The sequence below is a fragment of the Clostridium sp. AUH-JLR23 genome (assembly GCF_964238065.1).
Lineage (GTDB): Bacteria > Bacillota_I > Bacilli_A > Erysipelotrichales > Coprobacillaceae > Allocoprobacillus > Allocoprobacillus merdigallinarum.
The window spans coordinates 67,219-91,093 of sequence record NZ_CAXSKY010000005.1 but is presented as its reverse complement, the minus strand read 5'-3'; the positions used below and the strand labels follow the sequence as shown (position 1 = coordinate 91,093).

The 23,875-nt window shown below is 32.3% G+C and carries 22 protein-coding genes, 7 tRNA genes and 1 riboswitch; of the genes, 27 read left to right on the top strand and 2 right to left on the bottom strand.

Features of this window, described 5'->3' with window-relative positions; translation table 11 throughout:
• Positions 1-3: 3 nt before the first annotated feature.
• The 10 genes from uvrB to ACESR5_RS03955 all read left to right on the top strand — a co-directional run bounded on the left by uvrB (position 4) and on the right by ACESR5_RS03955 (position 12,618).
• Positions 4-1,977, top strand: a complete 1,974-nt coding sequence (gene uvrB / locus ACESR5_RS04000; protein ID WP_087244529.1) for an excinuclease ABC subunit UvrB — start codon at positions 4-6, stop codon at positions 1,975-1,977.
• Entirely contained in the window at positions 1,977-3,320 is a 1,344-nt protein-coding gene (locus tag ACESR5_RS03995; RefSeq protein ID WP_087244530.1) for a CCA tRNA nucleotidyltransferase, read from the top strand. Before uvrB ends, ACESR5_RS03995 begins: the two co-directional genes overlap by 1 nt.
• The gene (uvrA, locus tag ACESR5_RS03990; protein WP_087296710.1) at positions 3,307-6,132 is read left to right on the top strand and encodes an excinuclease ABC subunit UvrA; all 2,826 of its coding nucleotides are present in this window, start codon (positions 3,307-3,309) and stop codon (positions 6,130-6,132) included. Before ACESR5_RS03995 ends, uvrA begins: the two co-directional genes overlap by 14 nt.
• A 10-nt stretch (positions 6,133-6,142) precedes the next feature.
• Positions 6,143-7,078, top strand: coding sequence for an HPr(Ser) kinase/phosphatase (gene hprK, locus ACESR5_RS03985; protein WP_087244532.1), 936 nt, complete (start codon positions 6,143-6,145; stop codon positions 7,076-7,078).
• On the top strand, positions 7,075-7,884 hold the full coding sequence (gene lgt, locus ACESR5_RS03980) for a prolipoprotein diacylglyceryl transferase (RefSeq protein WP_373154348.1): 810 nt from the start codon (positions 7,075-7,077) through the stop codon (positions 7,882-7,884). Before hprK ends, lgt begins: the two co-directional genes overlap by 4 nt.
• A gap of 89 nt (positions 7,885-7,973) precedes the next feature.
• Positions 7,974-9,035, top strand: a complete 1,062-nt coding sequence (locus ACESR5_RS03975) for a GTP pyrophosphokinase family protein (RefSeq protein ID WP_087296712.1) — start codon at positions 7,974-7,976, stop codon at positions 9,033-9,035.
• Between the two features lie 91 nt (positions 9,036-9,126).
• Positions 9,127-9,296, top strand: a riboswitch (Lysine riboswitch).
• A gap of 64 nt (positions 9,297-9,360) precedes the next feature.
• On the top strand, positions 9,361-10,188 hold the full coding sequence (locus ACESR5_RS03970; RefSeq protein ID WP_087244535.1) for a transporter substrate-binding domain-containing protein: 828 nt from the start codon (positions 9,361-9,363) through the stop codon (positions 10,186-10,188).
• A 3-nt stretch (positions 10,189-10,191) separates the two neighbouring features.
• Positions 10,192-10,914, top strand: coding sequence for an amino acid ABC transporter permease (locus ACESR5_RS03965; RefSeq protein WP_087244536.1), 723 nt, complete (start codon positions 10,192-10,194; stop codon positions 10,912-10,914).
• 8 nt (positions 10,915-10,922) lie between these two features.
• A complete protein-coding gene (locus ACESR5_RS03960) occupies positions 10,923-11,666 on the top strand; it encodes an amino acid ABC transporter ATP-binding protein (RefSeq protein WP_087303992.1) in 744 nt (247 codons plus the stop codon).
• A gap of 79 nt (positions 11,667-11,745) precedes the next feature.
• Positions 11,746-12,618, top strand: coding sequence for a MerR family transcriptional regulator (locus ACESR5_RS03955; RefSeq protein ID WP_373154346.1), 873 nt, complete (start codon positions 11,746-11,748; stop codon positions 12,616-12,618).
• 10 nt (positions 12,619-12,628) lie between these two features.
• Here the strand turns inward: ACESR5_RS03955 and ACESR5_RS03950 are convergent, their stop codons facing one another.
• Positions 12,629-12,967, bottom strand: coding sequence for a hypothetical protein (locus tag ACESR5_RS03950; RefSeq protein WP_087244540.1), 339 nt, complete (start codon positions 12,965-12,967; stop codon positions 12,629-12,631).
• Positions 12,968-13,069: 102 nt separating this feature from the next.
• Here ACESR5_RS03950 and ACESR5_RS03945 point away from each other — a divergent pair, with 102 nt between their 5' ends.
• From ACESR5_RS03945 to ACESR5_RS03890, 12 genes are all read left to right on the top strand, one after another.
• Positions 13,070-14,269 (top strand): PLP-dependent aminotransferase family protein, encoded by a 1,200-nt coding sequence (locus ACESR5_RS03945; protein WP_373154344.1) that lies wholly within the window; start codon positions 13,070-13,072, stop codon positions 14,267-14,269.
• Positions 14,270-14,316: 47 nt separating this feature from the next.
• On the top strand, positions 14,317-14,658 hold the full coding sequence (locus ACESR5_RS03940) for a hypothetical protein (protein ID WP_087244542.1): 342 nt from the start codon (positions 14,317-14,319) through the stop codon (positions 14,656-14,658).
• Between the two features lie 83 nt (positions 14,659-14,741).
• A tRNA-Asn gene (locus ACESR5_RS03935) sits at positions 14,742-14,817 on the top strand.
• Between the two features lie 7 nt (positions 14,818-14,824).
• Positions 14,825-14,900 (top strand) — tRNA-Glu (locus tag ACESR5_RS03930).
• Between the two features lie 3 nt (positions 14,901-14,903).
• Positions 14,904-14,979 (top strand) — tRNA-Val (locus ACESR5_RS03925).
• Positions 14,980-14,988: 9 nt separating this feature from the next.
• Positions 14,989-15,064 (top strand) — tRNA-Thr (locus ACESR5_RS03920).
• 7 nt (positions 15,065-15,071) lie between these two features.
• Positions 15,072-15,147, top strand: a tRNA-Lys gene (locus ACESR5_RS03915).
• 7 nt (positions 15,148-15,154) lie between these two features.
• Positions 15,155-15,237: transfer RNA gene (locus ACESR5_RS03910), tRNA-Leu, on the top strand.
• A 5-nt stretch (positions 15,238-15,242) separates the two neighbouring features.
• Positions 15,243-15,316: transfer RNA gene (locus tag ACESR5_RS03905), tRNA-Gly, on the top strand.
• A gap of 564 nt (positions 15,317-15,880) precedes the next feature.
• Positions 15,881-16,540, top strand: coding sequence for a hypothetical protein (locus ACESR5_RS03900; protein ID WP_373154342.1), 660 nt, complete (start codon positions 15,881-15,883; stop codon positions 16,538-16,540).
• A 68-nt stretch (positions 16,541-16,608) separates the two neighbouring features.
• A complete protein-coding gene (locus ACESR5_RS03895) occupies positions 16,609-16,941 on the top strand; it encodes a DUF5640 domain-containing protein (RefSeq protein ID WP_373154340.1) in 333 nt (110 codons plus the stop codon).
• 313 nt (positions 16,942-17,254) lie between these two features.
• Positions 17,255-18,382: a hypothetical protein gene (locus ACESR5_RS03890; RefSeq protein ID WP_373154339.1), complete on the top strand. Its 1,128-nt coding sequence runs from the start codon at positions 17,255-17,257 to the stop codon at positions 18,380-18,382.
• Between the two features lie 741 nt (positions 18,383-19,123).
• Here the strand turns inward: ACESR5_RS03890 and ACESR5_RS03885 are convergent.
• Positions 19,124-19,315 (bottom strand): hypothetical protein, encoded by a 192-nt coding sequence (locus tag ACESR5_RS03885; protein ID WP_087936036.1) that lies wholly within the window; start codon positions 19,313-19,315, stop codon positions 19,124-19,126.
• 162 nt (positions 19,316-19,477) lie between these two features.
• Here ACESR5_RS03885 and ACESR5_RS03880 point away from each other — a divergent pair, with 162 nt between their 5' ends.
• The 5 genes from ACESR5_RS03880 to ACESR5_RS03860 all read left to right on the top strand — a co-directional run bounded on the left by ACESR5_RS03880 (position 19,478) and on the right by ACESR5_RS03860 (position 23,846).
• On the top strand, positions 19,478-19,825 hold the full coding sequence (locus ACESR5_RS03880) for a metalloregulator ArsR/SmtB family transcription factor (RefSeq protein ID WP_087303987.1): 348 nt from the start codon (positions 19,478-19,480) through the stop codon (positions 19,823-19,825).
• A 17-nt stretch (positions 19,826-19,842) separates the two neighbouring features.
• Entirely contained in the window at positions 19,843-20,061 is a 219-nt protein-coding gene (locus tag ACESR5_RS03875; RefSeq protein WP_087244546.1) for a cation transporter, read from the top strand.
• An 82-nt stretch (positions 20,062-20,143) separates the two neighbouring features.
• A complete protein-coding gene (locus tag ACESR5_RS03870) occupies positions 20,144-22,018 on the top strand; it encodes a heavy metal translocating P-type ATPase (protein ID WP_373154337.1) in 1,875 nt (624 codons plus the stop codon).
• A gap of 90 nt (positions 22,019-22,108) precedes the next feature.
• Positions 22,109-22,969 (top strand): YitT family protein, encoded by an 861-nt coding sequence (locus ACESR5_RS03865; protein WP_087244554.1) that lies wholly within the window; start codon positions 22,109-22,111, stop codon positions 22,967-22,969.
• A 55-nt stretch (positions 22,970-23,024) separates the two neighbouring features.
• Positions 23,025-23,846 (top strand): P-loop NTPase, encoded by an 822-nt coding sequence (locus tag ACESR5_RS03860; RefSeq protein ID WP_373154336.1) that lies wholly within the window; start codon positions 23,025-23,027, stop codon positions 23,844-23,846.
• The last annotated feature ends 29 nt before the right edge of the window (positions 23,847-23,875 follow it).

The following is a 23,875-nucleotide window of genomic DNA, read 5'->3' as shown; positions in this document are numbered from 1 at the left end:
AAAATGGAACAATTTAAATTAGTTTCCAAATATTCACCAATGGGTGATCAACCAGCAGCTATTCAACAGCTGGTTGATGGAATACGTGCTGGAAAAAAGGAACAGGTTTTACTGGGAGGAACGGGAACAGGAAAAACGTTTACTGTTTCTAATGTTATTGCTCAGGTAAATAAACCAACACTGGTATTAGCCCATAATAAAACTTTAGCTGGACAATTATATTCAGAATTAAAAGAATTTTTTCCTGAAAATCGTGTGGAATATTTTGTTTCTAACTTCGATTTTTATCAGCCAGAAGCTTATATTCCAAAAAGTGATACATACATAGATAAAAATGCAAAAACAAATTATGAAATAGAAATGTTGCGTTCAGCAGCCATGAATTCTTTATTAGAAAGAAGAGATACGATTGTGGTTGCATCAGTGGCTTCTATTTATGGTTTAGGAAATCCTGAACAATATAAAGAAATGATTTTCTCATTACGTGTCGGTCAGGAAATTGATCGTCGCGAACTCTTAACTTATCTTGTAGATCGTCAATACCAAAGAAATGATATCGAACAGTCAAAAGGGACATTCAGGGTACGTGGTGATGTCATTGAAATTGTACCTGGACATACAGAAAGCTGGCTGATTCGTATAGAGCTTTTTGGTGATGAAGTGGAAGGAATCAGTGAGGTAGATCCTTTGACTGGTAAAGTCTTGAGTCGTTATAAAACATATACGATTTATCCGGCTTATGGCTATGTCACAAAAAAGGAACAAATGTTACATGCCTGTGATACAATTTCCGAAGAACTTCAAGACCGTTTACAATATTTTAAGGATGCTATGAAACCACTGGAATATGAACGTCTAGATCAGCGTACACGTCATGATATTGAAATGTTAAGAGAAGTAGGGATGTGTCCAGGAATTGAAAATTATTCACGTCATATTGATGGGCGAAAAGCAGGACAACGTCCTTATACTTTAATCGATTATTTTCCAGATGACTTTTTAATGATTGTTGATGAAAGTCATGTGATGTTACCACAGGTCAGAGGTATGTTTAATGGTGATCGCAGCCGTAAAGAAACATTGGTTGAATATGGTTTCCGTTTACCAAGTGCCTTGGATAATCGACCATTGCGTTTTGAAGAGTTTGAAAAGATTATTAATCAGGTGATTTATGTTTCGGCAACGCCAGGTGACTATGAATTAGAAAAAACACATGGTGAATATGCAGAACAGATTATTCGTCCAACAGGTTTGTTGGATCCTATTATTGATGTTCGTCCAACAAAAAATCAGATTGATGATCTGATTGATGAAATTCATGAACGTATTGATAAAAAAGAGAGAGTTTTAATTACAACACTTACAAAACGTATGGCTGAAGATCTTAGTGCTTATTTAAAAGAAGTAGGGTTAAAAGTCGCTTATTTACATTCAGATACAAAAACATTAGAACGTACTGAAATTTTAAGAGATTTAAGACTTGGAAAATATGATGTACTGGTGGGAATTAACTTGTTAAGAGAAGGGTTGGATTTACCTGAAGTTTCTCTAGTTTGTATTTTAGATGCGGATAAAGAAGGGTTCTTAAGAAGTGAACGCTCATTAATTCAGACGATTGGACGTGCGGCCAGAAATGCGAATGGAAAAGTGATTATGTATGGTGATCATATAACAGAATCTATGCAAAAAGCGATTGATGAAACAAATCGTCGTCGTGAAATTCAAGAAGCCTATAATAAAGAACATCATATTATTCCACAGACTATTCATAAAGAAATTCATGATTTAATTCAAGGTAAAGAAACAATGGAAGAAGCTTCTTCATTATTACAAAAAGGTAAAAAAGCACCTCAAAAAGCAAAGAAGAAACTGATTGCAGATCTAGAAAAAGAAATGAAAGAAGCTGCGAAAGTGCTTGATTTTGAAAGAGCTATGGAATTAAGAGATATTATTATGGAACTTAAAGGTGAAAAGTAATGAAAATAGATGCTTTGGCTCAAGAGATTTTTGATGATATGATCGCTCATGGTGGAAAAGTTTATATTGTCGGTGGATCTGTTCGTGATGAAATCTTAGGACGTTATGATCAGCATGATGTAGATGTAGAAGTATATCATTTAAGTTATGAAAAACTGTGTGCTATTTTACAAAAATATGGTCATGTTCATACATTTGGAAAATCTTTTGCGATTGTTCAGTTAGAAGAGCTTCCTCATTATGACTTTGCCTTACCTCGACAGGAAACAAAAACTGGTCACAAGCATCAGGATTTTGAAGTGATGATTGATCCTGATTTACCATTAGAAAAAGCTGTTTTGAGGCGTGATCTGACAATGAATGCACTCATGTATGATTACTTAGAACAACGTGTCATTGATTTATGTGGTGGTTTATCAGATATTGATCAGCATATCATTCGTTGTGTGGATCCTGAACATTTCATGGAAGATCCTTTGCGTGTTTTAAGAGTGGCACGTTTTGTCGCCCAATTTGAATTTCAAGTTGAAGAGAAGACTTTGAATCTATGTCGTTCTATGGCACAGTCACATATGCTGGATCATTTATCATATGAAAGAATCTATCAGGAGTATTGTCAAATTCTGATGGCACCACAACCATCATTAGGATTTATGTTTTTAAAAGATATAGGAGCTTTACCACCTTATTTACAGGCTCTGACAACAACGCATCAGCGTTTAGATTTTCATCCTGAAGATGATGTTTTCACGCACACGATGCTGGTTATAGATGTAGCTAGTCATGTAAAAAAGAAAACCGATCATCCTTTATGGTTTATGTGGGCATGTTTACTTCATGATATAGGGAAACCTTTGGTAACAACCAAAGAAGGACATGCGCCTAAACATAATGAAGCAGGTGTGCAGGTGTTTCAAAATGTTCCAATCATCACATCTAAAAAAGAAAGACAATATATTTCCACAATGATTATGTATCATATGCATTTAATGAATATGTCACGTCATCATGCAAAGGATTTATCTTATTTAAGACTTTTAAAGAAGATTGATGGAAAAGTTTCTATGAATGATTTGATTTATATAAGCTGTTGTGATAAGTTAGGAAGGGGAAAAGTAGCTCAGGAACAATATGATGAGTTTTGGTTATATATTCAAGATAAGCAAAAACGTTTAGGTGTTCAAGCGCCATTGCCACTGATTCGTGGTGATGATTTATTAGCAAATGGTTTGACTTCAACACATTTATTTAAGCAGATGTTAGATGAAGCCTATGATTTGCAGTTGCAAGGTTTGAGTAAGGAAAAGATATTAAGGAGTTTGAGGAAGTATGAACAAAGATAAAATTATTATCAAAGGCGCAAGAGTTAATAATTTAAAAAATATAAATGTAGAAATTCCTCGAGATCAGCTTGTCATTATGACAGGATTATCTGGGAGTGGAAAAACATCACTGGCATTTGATACGATTTATGCGGAAGGACAAAGACGCTATGTTGAATCATTAAGTGCTTATGCCAGACAATTTCTAGGTGGTGTGGAAAAGCCTGATGTGGATAGTATTGATGGTTTATCACCGGCGATTGCGATTGATCAAAAGACAACATCAAATAATCCTCGATCAACAGTTGGAACAGTGACTGAAATTTTTGATTATTTAAGATTGTTGTATGCCAGAGTTGGACATGCCTATTGTCCAACCCATCATGTGTTGATTGAATCACAGACAATTAAACAAATGGTTGATACAATTGATCAATATGAAGATGGAACAAAATTACAGGTTCTAGCAAGAATGTGTCGTAATCAAAAAGGGACACATAAGGATTTATTTGAACAATTAGCGAAAGATGGTTTTTTACGTGTCAAAGTGGATGGTGAAATGCGTCTTTTAGATGAAGATATTGTTTTGGATAAAAATAAAAAACATAATATTGATGTTGTAGTGGATAGAATTATTAAAAAGGAAGGATATCGCTCGCGTTTAGCGGATTCTTTGGAAACAGGATTAAAATTAACAGGTGGGGAAGTTATTGTTGAAAACTTGAATGAAAAAACAGAAAAGCTTTTTTCTCAACATTTAGCTTGTCCATATTGTGGATTCAGTGTTCCTAAATTAGAACCACGTTTATTTTCTTTTAATAACCCATTGGGTGCCTGTCCAGATTGTAAAGGGATCGGTGTAAAAAATGAAGTTGATAATGATTTATTGATTCCTGACTGGTCATTAAGTATTAATCAGGGAGGAATTCGTTATTTCAAAACATCAGTAGGAACTGATCGTATTGAATGGCAGAGATTTCTTGTTTTATGTCGAGAATATCATATTGACTTGGATAAGCCACTTAAAGATTTTAGTAAGAAAGAATTAGATATTATTTTATATGGTTCTGATAAACCTATTACATATACATTACAGTCAAGTTCAGGAAATGTTTCTCAAACGACAAAACCAATCGAAGGTGTGAAAACACTGATTCAAAGACGTTATGAAGAAACAACTTCTTCATGGTCAAAAGAATGGTATGCTTCATTTATGGCTGAACATACATGTCCAACATGTCAGGGAAAAAGATTGAATGAACAAGTTTTAAGTGTACAGGTGGGTGGATTAAATATCAGTGAATTTACTGATATGTCTATTGAAAAAGCACTTGACTTTGTACAGAATTTAAAACTGAATGAAACAGAAACAAATATTGCACGTTTGATTATTAAGGAAATTAAAGATCGTTTAACATTTTTAAATGATGTAGGATTAGGTTATCTGACATTATCAAGACGTGCTGGTGGTTTATCTGGAGGAGAAGCACAACGTATCCGTTTAGCAACACAAATTGGTTCACGTTTAACAGGGGTTCTTTATGTATTAGATGAACCATCTATTGGTTTACATCAACGTGATAATGAAAAATTAATTAAAACGTTATGTAATATGCGTGATTTAGGCAATAGTGTGATTGTTGTAGAACATGATGAAGATACGATGCGTGCTTCTGATTATATTATTGATATTGGGCCAGGTGCTGGAGTTCATGGTGGTCAGGTTGTCGCAGCAGGAACACCTGAAGAAGTCATGAAGAATCCCCATTCTATCACTGGAAAATATCTTTCAGGAGAATATAAGATTCCAGTTCCATCAAAGCGACGCAAAGGGAATGGATTATATATTGAAGTAAAAGGTGCTAAGGAAAATAACTTAAAAAATATTAATGTGAAATTTCCACTTGGAAAATTTATCTGTGTGACAGGTGTATCAGGAAGTGGAAAATCAACATTGGTGAATGAAATTTTATGTAAAGCCATGCGTGCAAAACTTTATCATTCTAAAGAAAAACCAGGAAAACATAAAGAAATTCTTGGTTTAGAAAATGTAGATAAAGTTATTGAAGTCTCACAAGATCCGATTGGACGTACACCACGTTCTAATCCTGTGACTTATACAGGTGTCTTTGATGATATTCGTGAATTGTTTGCGAAAACACCTGAAGCAAAAATGCGTGGATATGATAAAGGACGTTTTTCATTTAATGTCAAGGGTGGACGTTGTGAAGCGTGTCAAGGTGATGGAGTCAAACGTATCAGTATGCATTTTTTACCTGATGTTTATGTACCTTGTGAAGAATGTGGTGGTAAACGCTACAATGAAGAAACATTACAGGTGACTTATAAAGATAAGACTATCTATGATGTCTTAGAGATGACTATTGAAGATTCTTTAACATTCTTTGATAATTTACCACGTATTCGTTCTAAGCTTCAAACGATTTATGATGTAGGACTTGGTTATATAAAACTTGGTCAAAGCGCCACAACATTATCTGGTGGAGAAGCGCAGCGTGTGAAGCTTGCCAGTGAATTACAAAAGAAAGCAACAGGAAAAACAGTATATATTTTAGATGAACCAACAACTGGTTTACATAGTCATGATGTAGCACGTCTGATTGAAGTTTTAAATCGTATTGTTGAACAGGGTGATACTGTGATTGTGATTGAACATAATCTTGATGTGATTAAAGTTGCTGATCACATTATTGATTTAGGATTGGAAGGTGGCGACAATGGTGGTACAATTGTAGTATCAGGAACGCCAGAAAAAGTCGCAGCATGTCAAAAAAGTCATACAGGACGTTTCTTGAAAATGGTCTTAGAGTAGGAGGAAATACATGGGAAAGTCAGTGAAAATCAAAGATTTATTGAAACCAGCTTTATTTCATCAGATATCAGGTGATGAATCAGCTTTGGAAAGAGAAGTCTTTGTGCCAGAAATGAATCGACCAGGATTTGAATTGGCAGGATTTTTTAAACATACAGATTTTAGAAGAATTATATTATTTGGAGAAAAAGAAATTTCTTTCGTTAAAGAAATGAGCAAAGAATCACAACTTGCATGTTTTTCTAAATTAGCCAATGATGAAACACCTTGTATTATTATTGCGAAAGGATATTCATGTCCAGAAATTTTGAAAAATATTGCAATCAAGAGAAATTTTCCAATTTTTGAAACAACACAGGCAACAGGTCGTGTTTCCATAGATTTAACTGGAACACTTGATGAAGCTTTAGCTGCTGAAACATTGATGCATGGTGTTTTCTTAAATATTTATGGTAAAGGTGTTGTGATTCGTGGTGATAGTGGTATTGGAAAATCAGAGATTGCATTAGAGTTAATTAAACGTGGACATTTTTTGATTGCTGATGATGCTATTGAACTTTATCATATTGGTCAGGGAATTGTAGGTCGTGCTCCTGAAGTTTTACGCAATTTATTAGAAATCAGAGGTATCGGGGTTATTGATGTTTCTAAGATGTTTGGGGTCGCCTCAGTATTACCAAAAGATCATGTTGATTTAATTATTCAGTTGGAACGTTGGCTTCCATCACGTGAATATACAAGAATTGGTATGGAAGAAGATGACGTTATGGAAGAAATCTTGGGTATCCAAATTCCTAAGATTGTCGTGCCTGTAACTGGTGGAAGAAGTATGTCTGCTATTATAGAAGCAGCTGTGATGAATATGCAACTTAAAGATTCTGGATTTGATTCAAGCAAGGAATTTGTCAATCGTATTCTTGACAATATTAAGAGTAAATCATCATGACATTCTTTGAAGATTTTTCAACTTTTGTCACTATTGGAGCAATCCATATTCAGTGGTATGCGGTTTGTATTCTCACAGGTGCATGTATTGCATATTTTTTAGGGCAATACCGTTTTAAACAATTAGGGTATTCTAAAGATATTTTATCTGATTATTTCTTTGCAGTCTTATTGATTGGAATTGTCGGTGCTAGAATCTGGTATGTTATTTTTACCTTTGATGAAATGTATGCTTCTCAACCATTAGAGATTTTTGCTATATGGCATGGCGGTTTAGCTATTCAAGGTGGAATCTTTGCAGGACTGATTTATAGTTATTATTTCTTTAAAAAGCATGATATTTCATTTTTACTGGCTGGTGATGCCATTATGCCTGGCGTATTGATTGCCCAGGCGCTTGGAAGATGGGGAAACTTTTTCAATCATGAAGCATATGGAGGAGAAGTCAGTTTGTCATTTTTGCAGTCTTTGCATCTTCCACAATTTATTATTGATAATATGTATATGAATGGGGTATATCATCATCCTACATTTTTATATGAATCAATGGGAAATATAATGGCTTTTTTGCTTATTGTGTTTGTGATTAGAAGATTTCAAAAACACCAGGGTGTTCAATTCTTTAGTTATTTCCTATTCTATGGTTTAGTGCGTTTCCCAGTTGAAGGATTACGTACAGATAGTCTTATGTTTGGACCAATTCGTATGGCTCAATTGATTTCAATTGCTTTTATTATAGTTGGTCTTATTGGAATCATTTATGTTCATTTAAAAGGAAAAGAAGTCCATTACATTGATATGAGTTAAATGTGGTATATAGCCACATTTTTTTCTTATGTGTTTTGTTCATGAATATTTCATATAAGGAGCGTATAATGAAAATATGAGGTGATTTTATGCATAACTCTGCAAAGAAAATTATTAAACAATATCATGATAATCAGGACATTTATCGTTCTTTGAAACATGATATTGAAGATATTTTTACACGTATTATTGATACCCATCATTTTCGTATTTCTAATATGGCGATTAGGATTAAAAGCGAAGGCGCATTAATGAAAAAAATCACATATAAGAATAAATATACGGACATTCATCAAATTACAGATGTTGTGGCTTGTCGTATTATTACTTTATTTGAAAATGATGTTGATCGTATTTATGATTGTGTAAAAGAAAATTTTGATATTGTAGAATATAATGATAAAAGAAAGAAAAATTATGATGATCGTATTGATTTTGGTTATAATTCTTTGCATCTGTTAATTAAATTTAATGATGAAAGATGTCAATTGATTGAGTATTCTGCGTATAAAGATATTATTTTTGAATTACAGATTCGTACGACATTACAACATTCATGGGCAGAAATAGAACATGGGCTAGGATACAAATCACAGTATGAAATTCCTAAGGATATTCGTAGACGATTAACACGTCTTTCAGCATCATTAGAATTGTTAGATGAAGAATTTGTACAGATTGCAAGGGAAGTCGATGAATATAATAAGGGTATTGTGCATATTGAAAAAGTTTTAAAAACAGATATCAATGCCAATTCATTGGCACAATATGTCAATACATCACCACGCATTAATAATATTTTAGAAAAATTGCATACAGAATTTCAATTTCAGTTTGAAAGAGATTCAGAACTGATTTCACAATCTCGACTGGTTCAAAGATTCCATTATATGGGGTATACGTATATTAATGAATTGGATGATTTTGTAGAAAATCATATGAAAGAGATTGAATGGATTTCACGTGAACGTATTGAAAACAATAAAGAAAATCAAAAGATTAATATTTATAATGTTTTGGTTTGGATTTCACTTGTTATGTTAGCAAATGAAGGATCAGCAGATCCAGAAGATATCTTTACCAAAGAAAGTATTGAACGATTACAGACGTTAAAAGGAATTATTGAAGGAAAACAGACGACTGTATCTTAAAAAAATCAGCAGGAATTCATATTTTTTTGTGAAAAAATGTGAAAAAAGTTGACAAGACATGAAAAAGAGTATAGCATAAAGAACGTAAAATAAAAGAATTAGAGGCAGCAGTGTATCAGAGTACCATTTGGAGTTGGCAAACGAAGAAGAATGGGAAAGGTAATCATTGCCGAAAGATAGATATTGGCAAATCTCTATCTTGGGGTTATGGGAAATACTCATAACACTCCTTCATGAAAATGAAGAGGCGCTATTAATATGGTCATTAAAGTCGTGTTAATAGCACGGCTTTTATTTTATGTGTATATAGAAAGAGAGGGTTTATATGAAAAAATTAGGAAAAGTTTTAGTGGCAATGGCAATGGCAATGACTTTATTTGGATGTGGCGGTGGTGAACAGGCATCAGCCAATAAAGATCAGTTTGTTGTGGGAATGGAATGTTCTTATGCACCATTTAACTGGCAGACAAGTCAGGAAAGTGATACAACAGTATCATTAGGTAATGCTGGATATGCAGATGGATATGATGTACAGATTGCCAAGAGAATTGCGGATGATTTAGGAAAAGAACTTGTGATTAAGAAAATATCATGGGATGGATTAACAGTGGCTTTGGAATCTGGTGAAATTGATGCCATTATTGCTGGAATGACAGCGAATGAAACAAGAGAAGAAGGTATTGATTTTACAACACCATATTACGATAGCGAAGGTATGATTATGATTGTACGTAAAGATGGTGAAGAAGCGAAGTTTACAGATATTCAACAATTTAGTGGTAAAAATGTTGTTGGGCAAAAAGGAACAAACTATGATGATGTCATTGATCAGATCAAAGGTGTTCATCATGCTACAGCAAAAGCCACTTATCCTGAAATGGTTGTTGCTTTACAACAGGGAGATGTTGATGGAATCACTGCAGAAATGGCTGTTGCTGAAGGTGTTGTTGCAGCCAATAAAGATTTAACAATTGTACATTTTGATGAAGGAAAAGGTTTTGAGTGCGATACAACAGTATCTATTGGTTTAAAAGAAGGAACAAGAGACAGTGAATTCTTTAAACAGGTACAGGCATCTTTAGATAAGATTACGGTAGATGAAAGAAAGCAACTAATGACTGAAGCTGTTGATAGACAGCCAGCAGGAGAATAATTTATGAGTATTGATTTTGCAAAAGCATGGGAAATATTTGTTGAAAATATGTCTCTGTTCAGTTACGGTATTCAAATTACTTTATTATATGCTGTTGTAGGAACTGTTTGTGGTTTTCTTATAGGGTTAGTTGTAGGGGGTATAAGAGCTATTGAAATCAATGATTATGATTCATCAGTCAGTCGTCTATTCAAACGCTTAGGAAAATGGATTACAGGTTTTTATATCTGGGTATTTAGAGGAACACCTATGATGGTACAGGCTATGTTTTTATATTATTTATTAAAGCCTGCTTTCAATTGGACTCCTTTAGTTGCTGGATTGTTTATTATTTCTATTAATACAGGAGCATATATGGCTGAAATCATTCGTGCAGGTATTCAATCTGTTGATGCAGGACAGAGTGAAGCTGCAAAGAGTTTAGGAATGACAACAAGTCAGACACTTATATCAGTGATTTTTCCACAAGCTATTAAAAATACATTTCCATCAATTGGGAACCAGTTGATTGTTAATATCAAAGACAGTTCTATGCTGAATGTTATTTCTGTAACAGAATTATATTTTCAGACGACATCTGTGGCAGGATCAAATATGAAATATATTGAATGTTTCTTGGTTGCTGCAATCATTTATTTATTTTTAACAACGATCAGTACCTTTATTTTAAATTATATCGAAAAAAGATTGAATTCTGAAAAACAAAGCAAGGACTTTTGCAGTTAGGAGATATTATGGATACAATTATTCAAGTACAACATTTAAAGAAAAGATTTAAACAATTAGAAGTTTTGCATGATATCAATTTTGATATACATAAAGGTGAAGTTGTGACAATTATTGGTTCAAGTGGAAGTGGAAAATCAACATTATTACGTTGTATTAACTTATTAGAAAGATTGGATGATGGACATATTTTATATCATGACCAGGATATTTTAGATCGTCACTTCAATGTGAATCAATATCGTTCTAAAGTTGGTATGGTGTTTCAGGGATTTAATCTATTCAACAATTTAACAGTATTAGAAAACTGTATGATTGGACAAATCAAGGTTTTAAAAAGAAATAAAGAAGAAGCAAAACAAATGGCTTTCAAATATTTAGAAAAAGTGGGTATGAGTGCTTTTGCAAATAAAAGCAGTGTACAATTATCAGGTGGGCAAAAACAAAGGGTTGCTATCGCAAGAGCATTATGTATGAGTCCTGAAGTTTTGCTTTTTGATGAACCAACAAGTGCATTAGATCCAGAAATGGTTGGCGATGTTTTGAATATTATGAAAGAACTCGCTGATGAAGGTTTGACAATGATTGTTGTCACTCATGAAATGGAATTTGCGAAAGATGTATCAACACGTGTTGTTTTCATGGATCAGGGTGTGATTGCAGAAGAAGGGACACCTGAACAAATCTTCGAACATCCTCAAGAAGAACGTACACGAACATTTTTAAAACGTTATTTAAAAGCAAATGGATAAAGTATCAGAAATGATACTTTTTTTGTTGACATTGACCTAAGGGGATAGTTTATGATGAAAATGGGAGATGAAATGAGATATGAAAATACAGGAAGTTTGCAGTCAATGTCATGTGACAAAAAAAGCCATTTATTATTATGAAAAACAACAGTTACTTCATGTTTATAAAAATCAAAATGGATATCGTGAGTTCAGTGACGAAGATGTTCAAAGATTAAAGGAAATTATGTTGTATCGTAGCTGGTCTATCTCTATTGCAGATATTCGCTGTTTATTGGATTTAGATGCCAATCAGAAAAAAGAATATCTTCAACAGATTTATACACAAAGACAAAAAGAACTTTCTTATCAACAAGAAAGTTTAAAACAGTTATATCATTTTATTGAAAGTGACAACATAGAAGATTCTTTTTCATTGGATGATATATGTCAAATCATGTCTGACAATATTCCTCAGCCATTCTTTGATATGTTCTATGAGCATTTTCTACCTTATCTTCATATTCATATTCGTACACAAAAACAACAGAATGCTTATGATCGTATTATTGATTTTTGGGATCATTTTCATATCAAAATTCCATGGACGTATCGCTTTTTGATGTGGATTTCTAAAACAAATCAAAAGCAGCTCAAACAAGTATGGCATGATGTCAATGTATATAAAAATCAATTGATGAATCAAGAAGATGCATATGAATCCATTAAGCAAATGGTTATCAAAAACTATGAGTTACAACAAAAATGGTGGTATCGTATACTGAGTTATCCAAATCGTCAGATGAAGATCAGATTAAGAGATAGTGGGTATTATGATATTTTGATACCAGCCATGTGTGAACTATCGGATGAGTATCATCAATATTATCAACAACTCATGGATTTCAATCAAAGAGTTTGTCAGGAACTTCATCTTTATTATGATTCTAAGTTTCGGTTAATAAAAAAATAAAGCCGAAACTTTATTTTTTTATAAGACCATCTGCAAATGTAAGAGGTAATCCAAAAACAATACCTGTATTTGGATTATCAATGCCACCAACTGATTCATCAACTGTTTTTCTGACTAAATCTACCTGACCATCTTCTACGATAAAAAAGATAGTGCGGCTTTCAGGGCGGGGATTTTCTAAGAACAAACGTAATGATCCTAAAAGATAGCTTTCATCAGAATCATCTATTGTCTTTATCATACCAGTAGATTCAATGATTGTTCCACCACGTACCCCGGCTCTTTTTAAGTTTGCAAGCAAATCATCTAAACAGTCAAGTTTATTTAAAACAACGACAATAACTTGCATTTCTATCACCACCTATCTCTATTATATCGCTAGTTGAGATAAATATCTAGTTATTCTCATGAAATTGGTTTATAATAAACAATAAGATAAGGGGGTTTTATGATGGAATATCAATTTGCAAAACGTATGTCAAATGTAAAGGCATCTGCAATTAGAGAAATATTAAAGGCAACATCTGATCCAAAGATGATTAGTTTTGCTGGAGGAAATCCATCAGCAGAAGCATTTCCAGTTGAAGAAATTGAAAAAATATCTGCAGATATATTGACTAATGAGCCTATTAGTGTTTTACAGTATGGAATTACTGAAGGAGATCAGGAATTGATTCAGGCAGCGACACACTTTTTTAATCGTCATGAACAGGTTATGAAAGCTGATGATCAAATGATAATTACTTCTGGATCACAACAGATTATGGAATTTGTGGCTAAAATATTATGTAATGAAGGTGACGTTGTGATTTGTGAAAATCCTAGTTTTTTAGGAGCTTTAAATGCTTTTAAATCATTAGGTGCTGTTTTAAGAGGTATTGAATATAAAAATGGACAATTAGATTTAAAGTCTTTAAAACAGGCTTTACAAATGGAGCCAAAACCAAAATTTATGTATCTGATACCTAATTTTCAAAATCCAACAGGAATGACAATGTCATTGGAAGTCAGAAAAGAAATTTTAAAATTAGCTAAAGACAATGGTGTTCTTATTTTAGAAGATAATCCTTATGGAGATTTAAGATTTGAAGGTGAAGCTATTCCTTCTATAAAATCATTGGATGAAGATGGATTGGTTATTTATGCAGCAAGTCTTTCTAAAATTATTGCGCCTGGAATGCGTGTGGCTTGTTGTATAGCACCAAAAGCGATTATTCAAAAAATGACAGTTGCCAAACAGGCCAGTGATGTTCATTCTAATCTTTGGGCTCAAAAAGTTATGGCACGATATCTTCAAAATTATGATATGGATGCACATATTGAACGTATTCGAATGATTTATAAACAAAAATGTCACTTAATGCTTGATGAAATGGAAAAACATTTTCATCCGGATGTTCAATATACAATACCAACAGGTGGAATGTTTATCTGGGTGACATTGCCTGAAAGTGTTGATATGTTGACATTTGTGAAAAAAGCCTTGGAAAAGAATGTGGCAGTTGTACCAGGAAATGCATTCTTAGATGATGATACGAAAGAATGTCATAGTTTTAGAATGAATTATTCAACACCAACCAATGAAAAGATCAAAGAAGGAGTGAAGATTTTAGGTGAAATAACATATGAAATGTTATCTATTTCGTCATAATTTTTAAAGCTGTTTATATATAATGGATAAATGGGAGGAAAAATAGTATGCCGTATATAACATTTACAACAACAAAAACATTAACATTAAATCAAGAAAAAGCATTAAAAGAAAGTGCTGGTCAATTAATTTCTATTTTACCTAATAAAAAAGAAGAAAACTTAATGATTCATATTGAAGATAATCAAGTCATGTATTTTAGAGGACAGGAAATGGAATGTATGAAAATATCTTGTCAGCTTTTTCATACAACAGATTATCAATATAAAAAAGAGTTTGCTGAAAAATTATTAAAAGAAATTGAACGTATAACAAAAATACCTGTGGAACAGCAATATCTTTCCATTCAAGAGTTTGAAAATTGGGGTAAAAATGGAGAATATTTATAGAAGTCAAAATGACTTCTATTTTTTTAAAAAAAAGACTTGCATTACATGAAATGATATGATAATATATTTAGGCAATCGAAAATGCTTGAATAGCTCAGTTGGTAGAGCAATCGGCTGTTAACCGATCGGTCGTAGGTTCGAGTCCTACTTCAAGCGCCATTTTTGTGGCCTGTTGGAGAAACGGTTAACTCACATGCCTTTCACGCATGCATTCACGGGTTCGAATCCCGTACAGGTCACCATATGGAGGTTTAGCTCAGTTGGGAGAGCATCTGCCTTACAAGCAGAGGGTCAGCGGTTCGAGCCCGTTAACCTCCACCATTTTTTTATGCCGGCTTAGCTCAATTGGTAGAGCAACTGACTTGTAATCAGTAGGTTGAGGGTTCAAGTCCTTTAGCCGGCACCATGTTTTTGACCCGCTAGCTCAGTAGGTAGAGCATCTGACTTTTAATCAGAGGGTCAGGCGTTCGAGTCGCCTGCGGGTCACCATTTATATGCGGATGTGGTGAAACTGGCAGACACGCTAGACTTAGGATCTAGTGCTTCGGCGTGCAGGTTCAAGTCCTGTCATCCGCACCATACTCGCGGGTGTAGTTCAATGGTAGAACTTCAGCCTTCCAAGCTGACTACGTGGGTTCGATTCCCATCACCCGCTCCATTTTATTAATAAATCAAAAAAATGCTGAGTATATCAACTAAATATCTATTTTGGCAAACTCAATAACAGTGGTTCGACTACAAGCTATGTTGTAATCAACATAGCTTTTTTTGTGCCTAATTTCAAAAGGAGGGTTGATATATGGATGTTTTAGCTATAAAAAATTTGAAGTTGAAAGGAAGCAATGCTATAGAAATGGTAAAAAAGAATCCGAAAAGGTATGCATTATGAAAGCAATATCCATTGGATGATTTGGATAGACTACAGTCTTTTAGTAGTTTACTTATAAAGGTTTCTGATTATCCTTCTTATCATTTCAATCAAAAACAACTTAAAATGTTAAAAAAAGCTCAAAAATAACCAAGAAGATAATCTGTTTGTAGAAAAGGATGAAAGTGAAAATTTGAAACTATGATATATTATTTTTTTTGCATATGAGATATTTATAGACAGTCGTTGAAAAAAACTATAAAATAAAAGTGATCAAAGAGAATAAAATCTTGTAAATACATAAAAAATATCATTTATGTATAGATTTTTAATCAAGAGAAGGTGTAAGAAAAGATGATTACTTTTAAATTAATTCTACAATTGATTACTCATTTTTCTGTATATGTTTCTTATGGTTTTCATAAATATCCGTTGGGGTTAATATGCTGGATTGCATTCTGTTTTTGTGTACCTATTTATAGTTTTTGGAACATGAATATTGATTTAAAAAAACTAAAAAGCATTTCAAAAAAATATATTTTCTTATTGGTGCTATTATTCTTAGGGCAATTTTTTGCTTTTTTATTACTAGGATTAACCCTTTTAGCAGGAGAATTTCTCGTTATTTCAAATTCCGATTTAACGAGTCCTTATTTTTATATTGAAATATGTATAATTGCTGTAGTTTATGAATTTTTTCAGTGGAGAAGAATAAAAAAAGGTGATTTTTTGCCAGATGACAGTGATATAGATGAATACATATCTGAATTTACATTGCCTTTTAAAATGATTTTGTTAATCATTGTATCATTTATGTTTTTAGTTACCGATTTAGAAAATGTTTTACCTCATTGGGGAATGACTCTATTTGGAAATACAATTGGGCAATGGATATATAATATATTCTTTTCGCTTGCGATAAGTTATATGGTTGAAATGGTTGTAACTATTATTCAATATGTCATTATAAAAACTTTTAAACTTCCGTTTAAAATGATTCGTTCAAAACACTAGTGAAAATTTGAAGATTTAGCTTTAGTATTTTTTCAATTATAAAAGAAGAATGTAAGGAGAATATATACATGAAAAAGATAATTTTATTAGTTATAATGTCAATGTGTATCTTAACAGGATGTAATAGTAGTGATAATAATGGAAGTGATGATATTATTGGTAAATGGCAAGGAAGCGATATAGAAAGTATTGAATTCAAAGAAGATGGAACTTTTACTATGAGTGATAAAGGTACTGATACGAAAGGTACATATAAAATTGAAGAAAATCAAGTTTCTTTATCTTCTTCAGAAAATGGTGTTATATTTAATCCATCTTATTATTTTGAAATTGAAAATGATAAACTCTTGTTAAAGCGAACAGATCATGATTTTGAGTATCATTTCGCAAGAGAGAAGTAAATATAAAAAAGCGCAATGCTTATGAAAACAGTCCTCATGTGGAAATTTTTAATAATGTGATAGATGGCAAATGACTGGCTGTTCAGTAACACATAATATGGACGAAACTCCTGATGAATTTATCGGGGGATAAAAAATATAAATAGAACGAGAAAATTGATTGCGTTTGATAACTTACGATTAACTATCGTAAGTTTTTTTATAGAATAGTGCAATGATTGACAACATATACAATCCAATATACAATGAAAATGAAGATGACATCAAAGAATTATCTGCACTCAAAAATAATAAATAAGTGAGAAGGGAAGTTATGAAATCAAAATTTATCATCATTATTATTTCATTATTGGTGATTATTTGTCTAACAGGTATAAGTTTTCAATTCAACAATGATCATCATCCGACTTTTTCAGGAAAAGGAAAAGTTATATTGATAAGTGAGAAATCAGTCAACCGTGAAATGATTAATAAGATTGATCAAAAATACGAATCTATAACAATAACCGTATTGCATCCATCAAAAGTCAATTCATATCACTTTGATGATGAAGATGTTGTGGCTGTGGATAAAGAATCACTTTCACATTTAGAAACAAAACAATTCATAAAGGATTATGTTCAAGAAAATTATATTTTATTTGTTGGAAATAATGCTATTGAAAATCTTTCCAATGAATTAGATCTTGTTTTTCAAAATAATCAGCCTATTTATTCATTAAATACAGGTGAACTGATTTCAGATGAGCTTGTTGAAATGCAAGGAAGTTTTTCAGTATTCAAATATTCAGAAAATATAGATTTAAAAGATGGAATTGAAACTGTATTTTTCAATGAAGATTCCCTTTCTATAGAAAGTTATTTAATTCCTTGTTTAGATGATCTGATTGATAAAAATCAATATCATTTTAAACCTCAAGGATCTAATATGAGTAGACATTATCTATTCAATTCTGATACGAAATTACCAACAAGCACATATTTATATACAGCTCATGATTTGTATCAGGATACTAATGAAATTGATGATCAAAAAGATTATTATTTATTAAAGACAAAAGCCTGCTTTTCAAAAGATGGTCAATATTTTACGCTTTTGCAGCATTGTTCTCCTGATACAAAGACAACAATTTTAGAAAGATATCCTACTCATCTTGATAATGCAACATCATATTCTTCCTATCCATCTGATAGTGTTTTGGTTTCCTATTCAGGGCCAAAAATCAATGTATCATCAAAATTCTTAGAAGAAAATTCTAGTATGTGGACTATAGATGGACAGACATTTTTAAATGAAACAGGTTTTGATTTTGAAAATGTATTTGAATTTGCATCACTAGCTTCTGTCGAACAAGGAAGTCAGCTTGAGTGGACATATCAAGTCAAAGCGTTAGATCAAAAGTCAAATGAAACAGAATCAAATGATATATATATATTTTGATATATTTTTATGGAAGAATTCAATTTAACAAGAGATGATTTTAATCTAAAGAAAATAACAGATATGTTTTTCTTAAAATGACCATAGAAAGTGAAGATAACGTCTATAATTTTGTAATCAATATGATAAAAATGGAGGGTTAACAATGAAAAAAGTATTTGAAAATATAATCGTTAAGATTATTTTCTCTATTTTTATAGTTTTTTTGTAGGTGTTCCATTAACTCAATTTTTTGTAAGTCTAATGCTTGGAGATAACTATAATTTTGTATTGGCTTATATTTTGGCTATGCAAATTCTTATTATTTTTTTAATTATACTTTTTGATTTTATCACGATTAAAATAAATATGAATGAAATCATTAATGCATCTAAATAATACGAAAAAATGATACAAAATATTTTGTTCATTAAGTTTTATTCAGTAAAATGGGTATTTAAATAAAATAGAATGCAAAATATATATTGGAATCTTTTTATAATGGATCTTATTTTGCTTATAATGCTATTGGATAAAAAGATTGTTTGGAAAAGGGCGTAAAAATGATTCACTGATTAGTAGCACATTTATGAAAAGACGTTTCTTATTTTTGAACGATTCATAGTATTCAGCAATAAAGAAGTCAAGATATTAACAAGTCTCTATCTTTGACTTCTTTTATGTTTCATATTTATAGTTTTTTGAAAAATGAGATTCTTTATGAAGAATGGGAAACGAAATGAAGAAATAACATGATTTGTGTTATTGTTTGCTTTCTTTAGGGTAATTGATAATGATGATAAATATGAAAATGATACTAATGAGTTTTAAACCAACTGATAGACCTAATAGAAAACCATGAATAAAAGATGGTAAAGTAACAAAAGAAACAATCCAAGATATGATTTCTCCTATTATTAAACATATGAGCCCAGTTTTTAATTTTTTTAGCATAAAACTTCACTCCATTCTTAATATTTTATCTACTATGATACTAACAGAAAGAGAAGAATCAAATCTATCAAATTTATGTAAAGTTTTTATTGACAAAGAAGAATAATAGTAATATATTTATATATGAAGAAGTGTTCATATGTTCATTGAAAGGATGATGTTATGGGATTGAATCAAGAAAATTTAGAAGTTCATGAAGATATTGTCAAGCGAGTTCAAGATAAACAGCCAGATGATGAATATTTATATGAATTAGCTGATTTATTTAAAGTTTTTGGGGATACAACACGTATCAAGATTCTCTATGCATTGTTTGAAAGTGAATTATGTGTAGGAGATATCGCATTAGTTTTAGGAATGAGTCAATCAGCAGTGAGTCATCAGCTGAGGGTTCTCAAAGATAGTAAATTGATTAAATTCAGACGTGAAGGAAAGGTGATTTTCTATTCATTAGATGATGATCATGTTAGAACAATCATGTCTATGGGTATGGAACATGTAGAAGAATAAGAAAGGGGAAAAAGAAGATGAAAAAGACATATAAAGTTGATGTAGATTGTGCAAACTGTGCAGCTAAAATGGAAGAAGCTGTTAAAAAAACAGAAGGTGTGAAAGATGCAACTTTAAGTTTTATGACTTTAAAACTAAAAGTTGAATTTGAAGATGGAGTTAATATTGATGAAGTCATGCAAAAAGCTTATAAGAATTGTAAAGTCGTAGAAGATGACTGTGAAATTTATTTATAGAATAAATTCCCTTAAAAAGGGATATTTATTTAGATGATATATGAATGAGTGAACATATATTAAAATGAATGGGAGTGTTATGATGAATAAAAAACAAAAGAAAGTTCTTTATAGAATTCTGTTATCTTTAGTATTCATGATTGGAATCATGATTTTAACTTCATATGTTTCTGTGAATTTATATGTAGAAGTGGTACTTTATCTAATACCTTATCTGATTATTGGGTATGATATTTTAAGAAAAGCTATCAAAGGTATATTGAAAAGACAAGTCTTTGATGAAAACTTTTTGATGGCTGTTGCGACTGTAGGCGCTATGTGTTTAGGTGAATTCCGAGAAGGTGTCGCTGTCATGCTGTTTTATCAGATTGGGGAATTGTTTCAAAGTGTTGCAGTGGGAAAGAGTCGTCGCAATATTGCCGCATTAATGGATATTCGTCCCGATTATGCCAATATGATGATAGATGGTAAGCTTCAAAAAGTTGATCCAGATGATGTCGAAATAGGTAGTGAAATCATTGTCAATCCTGGTGAAAAAGTACCTATTGATGGTATTATTGTTGAAGGGAATACAACATTTAATACGAGTGCTTTGACAGGTGAAAGTGTACCTAGAGATGCACATTGCGGCGATGAAGTCATCAGTGGTTTTATTAATATGACTGGTGAAATTAAAGTGAAAACAACAAAGGAATTTGGTGAATCAACAGTTTCTAAAATTCTTGATTTGGTAGAAAATTCAAGTATGAAAAAGTCACGTTCAGAAAACTTTATTACTAAGTTTGCCAAATACTATACACCAGCAGTTTGTTATAGTGCATTGGCATTAGCGATTATTCCACCAGTTGTTTTGATGTTGATGGGGAAAGATGCCTCATGGGGTGATTGGATTATTCGTGCGTTAACATTCCTCGTTATCAGTTGTCCATGTGCTTTGGTTATTTCTATACCACTCAGTTTCTTTGGTGGCATTGGTTGTGCTTCAACAAAAGGAATTTTGGTGAAGGGTTCAAATTATCTCGAAGCTCTTGCCAGTGCCAAATATATTGTTTTTGACAAAACGGGAACACTGACAAAAGGGGTTTTTGAAGTAACGCATATTGATCCAACTGATAATTATGATCAACAACAGTTATTGTATTATGCGGCTCATGTGGAAATGGCTTCAAGTCATCCAATCAGTTTAAGTTTACAAAAGGCTTATGGACAATCATTGGATAGAGATGCTGTGCATAATATTGAAGAAATTGCTGGACATGGTATTCGTGGAACTGTTCATGGACATGATGTTTATGCTGGTAATGAAAAACTGATGAATAAGATAGGTGTAGATATCATGGAAAAACATCCTGAAGGAACAGTTGTGTATATGGCCATAGATAATCAATATGCAGGATGTATTGTGATTTCTGATGTGATTAAAGAAACCTCAAAAGCAGCGATTCAGTCTTTAAAATCACAAGGAATCAAAGAAACGATTATGTTAACGGGAGATACAAAACAGACTGCGACAAAGGTTGCTGAAGAGATTGGTATTGATCGTGTTTATAGTGAACTTTTACCAGCTGATAAGGTTGAAAAGGTTGAAGAAATCCTACAAAACAAAGGTGAAAAAGAAAAAGTGGCTTTTGTTGGTGATGGTATTAATGATGCGCCAGTTTTATCACGTGTCGATATTGGGATTGCGATGGGCGCTTTAGGTAGTGATGCAGCGATTGAAGCAGCTGATATTGTGTTGATGGATGATGATCCGGCTAAGATTTCATTGGCTATGAAAATCTCATTAAAAACATTAAGAATTGTCAAAGAAAATATTGTGTTTGCTTTAGCTGTTAAATTTATCTGTTTAATTTTAGGCGCTTTTGGTATAGCGAATATGTGGCTCGCTATCTTTGCGGATGTTGGTGTGATGGTCATTGCTGTCATTAATGCGACGAGAGCTTTACGAATTCGATAAAAATGGAAGATAACAGAAAGTCCATCTGTTATCTTTTTTTTTAGATTTTGAAGTGATATAATAGTGCCTTGTGAAGAAAGGGTGTATGTGATGAATTATAAATTCATAAGAAATATTATAGGAATTCTTATTGGAAATACGATATATGCTTTAGCTGTTTTATTATTTATTGTTCCTAATGGATTGATTACAGGTGGATCAACAGGATTATCCATTGGTGCACAGCATTTATTAGGAATTCCAATGACTTTATTTTTATCTATTTTTAATATTTTGATGTTTTTACTTGGGTTACTGATTTTAGGTAAAACCTTTGCCTTAACAACATTAATTAGTACTTTTTATTATCCATTGATTTTAAGTGTTTTTGAAAAAACAATAGGTTATACCCAAATGACAACTGATCCATTACTCGCTGCATTGCTTGGTGGAGTGATGATTGGTGTAGCAATTGGCCTTGTTATTAAATGTAATGCTTCCACAGGGGGAATGGATATTCCACCATTGATTATTAATAAAAAGACAGGAATACCTGTATCCGTTTCTATGTATGCTTTTGATTTCTTGATTTTATTAATGCAGGTCTTTTATACCAATCGAGAAATGGTTCTTTATGGTATTGTTTTAGTGGCGACATATACCATTGTTTTAGATAAAGTTCTGGTGGTTGGAAAAGCACAGACAGAAGTGATGATTGTGTCTAAGGAATATGAACAAATTAATGATATGATTATTCATGAACTTGATCGTGGAACAACAATGTTAAAATCTATTTCAGGTTATATGAAAAATGAATATCCTGTGATTATGACTGTGATTTCTAACCGTGAATTACCGAAATTAAATTATCTGGTTTTAAATATTGATGAACATGCTTTTATGGTTGTCAGCAAGGTGAACGAGGTGAAAGGAAGAGGATTTACCTTTAAAAAGGAATATATTGAGTCATAATAGTGAAAAAGAAAGACAGATAGGTTATAATAGAAAGGAATGTGGAGGTTATATTATGAGTAGTCAAGACTGTAATCATGATTGTCAATCATGTCAGGAAGATTGTGAAGAAAGAAGTTTTTTAGCTCCAATGAATAAAAATTCAAAAATACATAAAGTGATTGGAGTTGTCAGTGGTAAAGGTGGTGTAGGAAAATCATCTATTACGTCTTTGTTGGCTGTTTTAAAACAGCGTGAAGGATATCGCTGTGCCGTATTAGATGGTGATATTACAGGACCATCAATTGCGAAAACATTTGGTGTTGAAGGTACACAGATTTATTCTAATGGAGAAGAAATTATTCCAGCTAAATCTTTAGAAGGTATTGAAATCATGTCAACGAATCTTTTATTAGAAGATGCAGAAGAACCTGTTGTATGGAGAGGACCTATTTTAGCAGGTATGATCAAACAATTCTGGAGTGATGTCAGATGGGGCGAAGTGGATTATATGTTTGTAGATATGCCTCCAGGAACTGGAGATGTCCCTTTGACAATTTTCCAATCTTTACCTCTAGATGGTATTGTGATTGTGACAAGTCCACAGGAACTTGTCAGCATGATTGTTTCTAAAGCTGTTAATATGGCAAAGAAAATGAATGTTCCTATTTTAGGTATTGTGGAAAATATGAGTTATGTGCAATGTCCTGATTGTGGAAAGAAGATTTTTGTCTTTGGAAAAAGCCATCTTCAAGATGTGGCAGATAAATATGATTTAAAGATATTGGGGCAATTACCTTTAGATAGTGAATTAACACAACTTTCTGATATGGGAATGATTGAAAACTATTCATCTGATTGGTTGGATGAATTTGAAAAACAAGTTAAGAATTTTTAATAAAAGAAGCGAGCTGTTTATGTCAACAG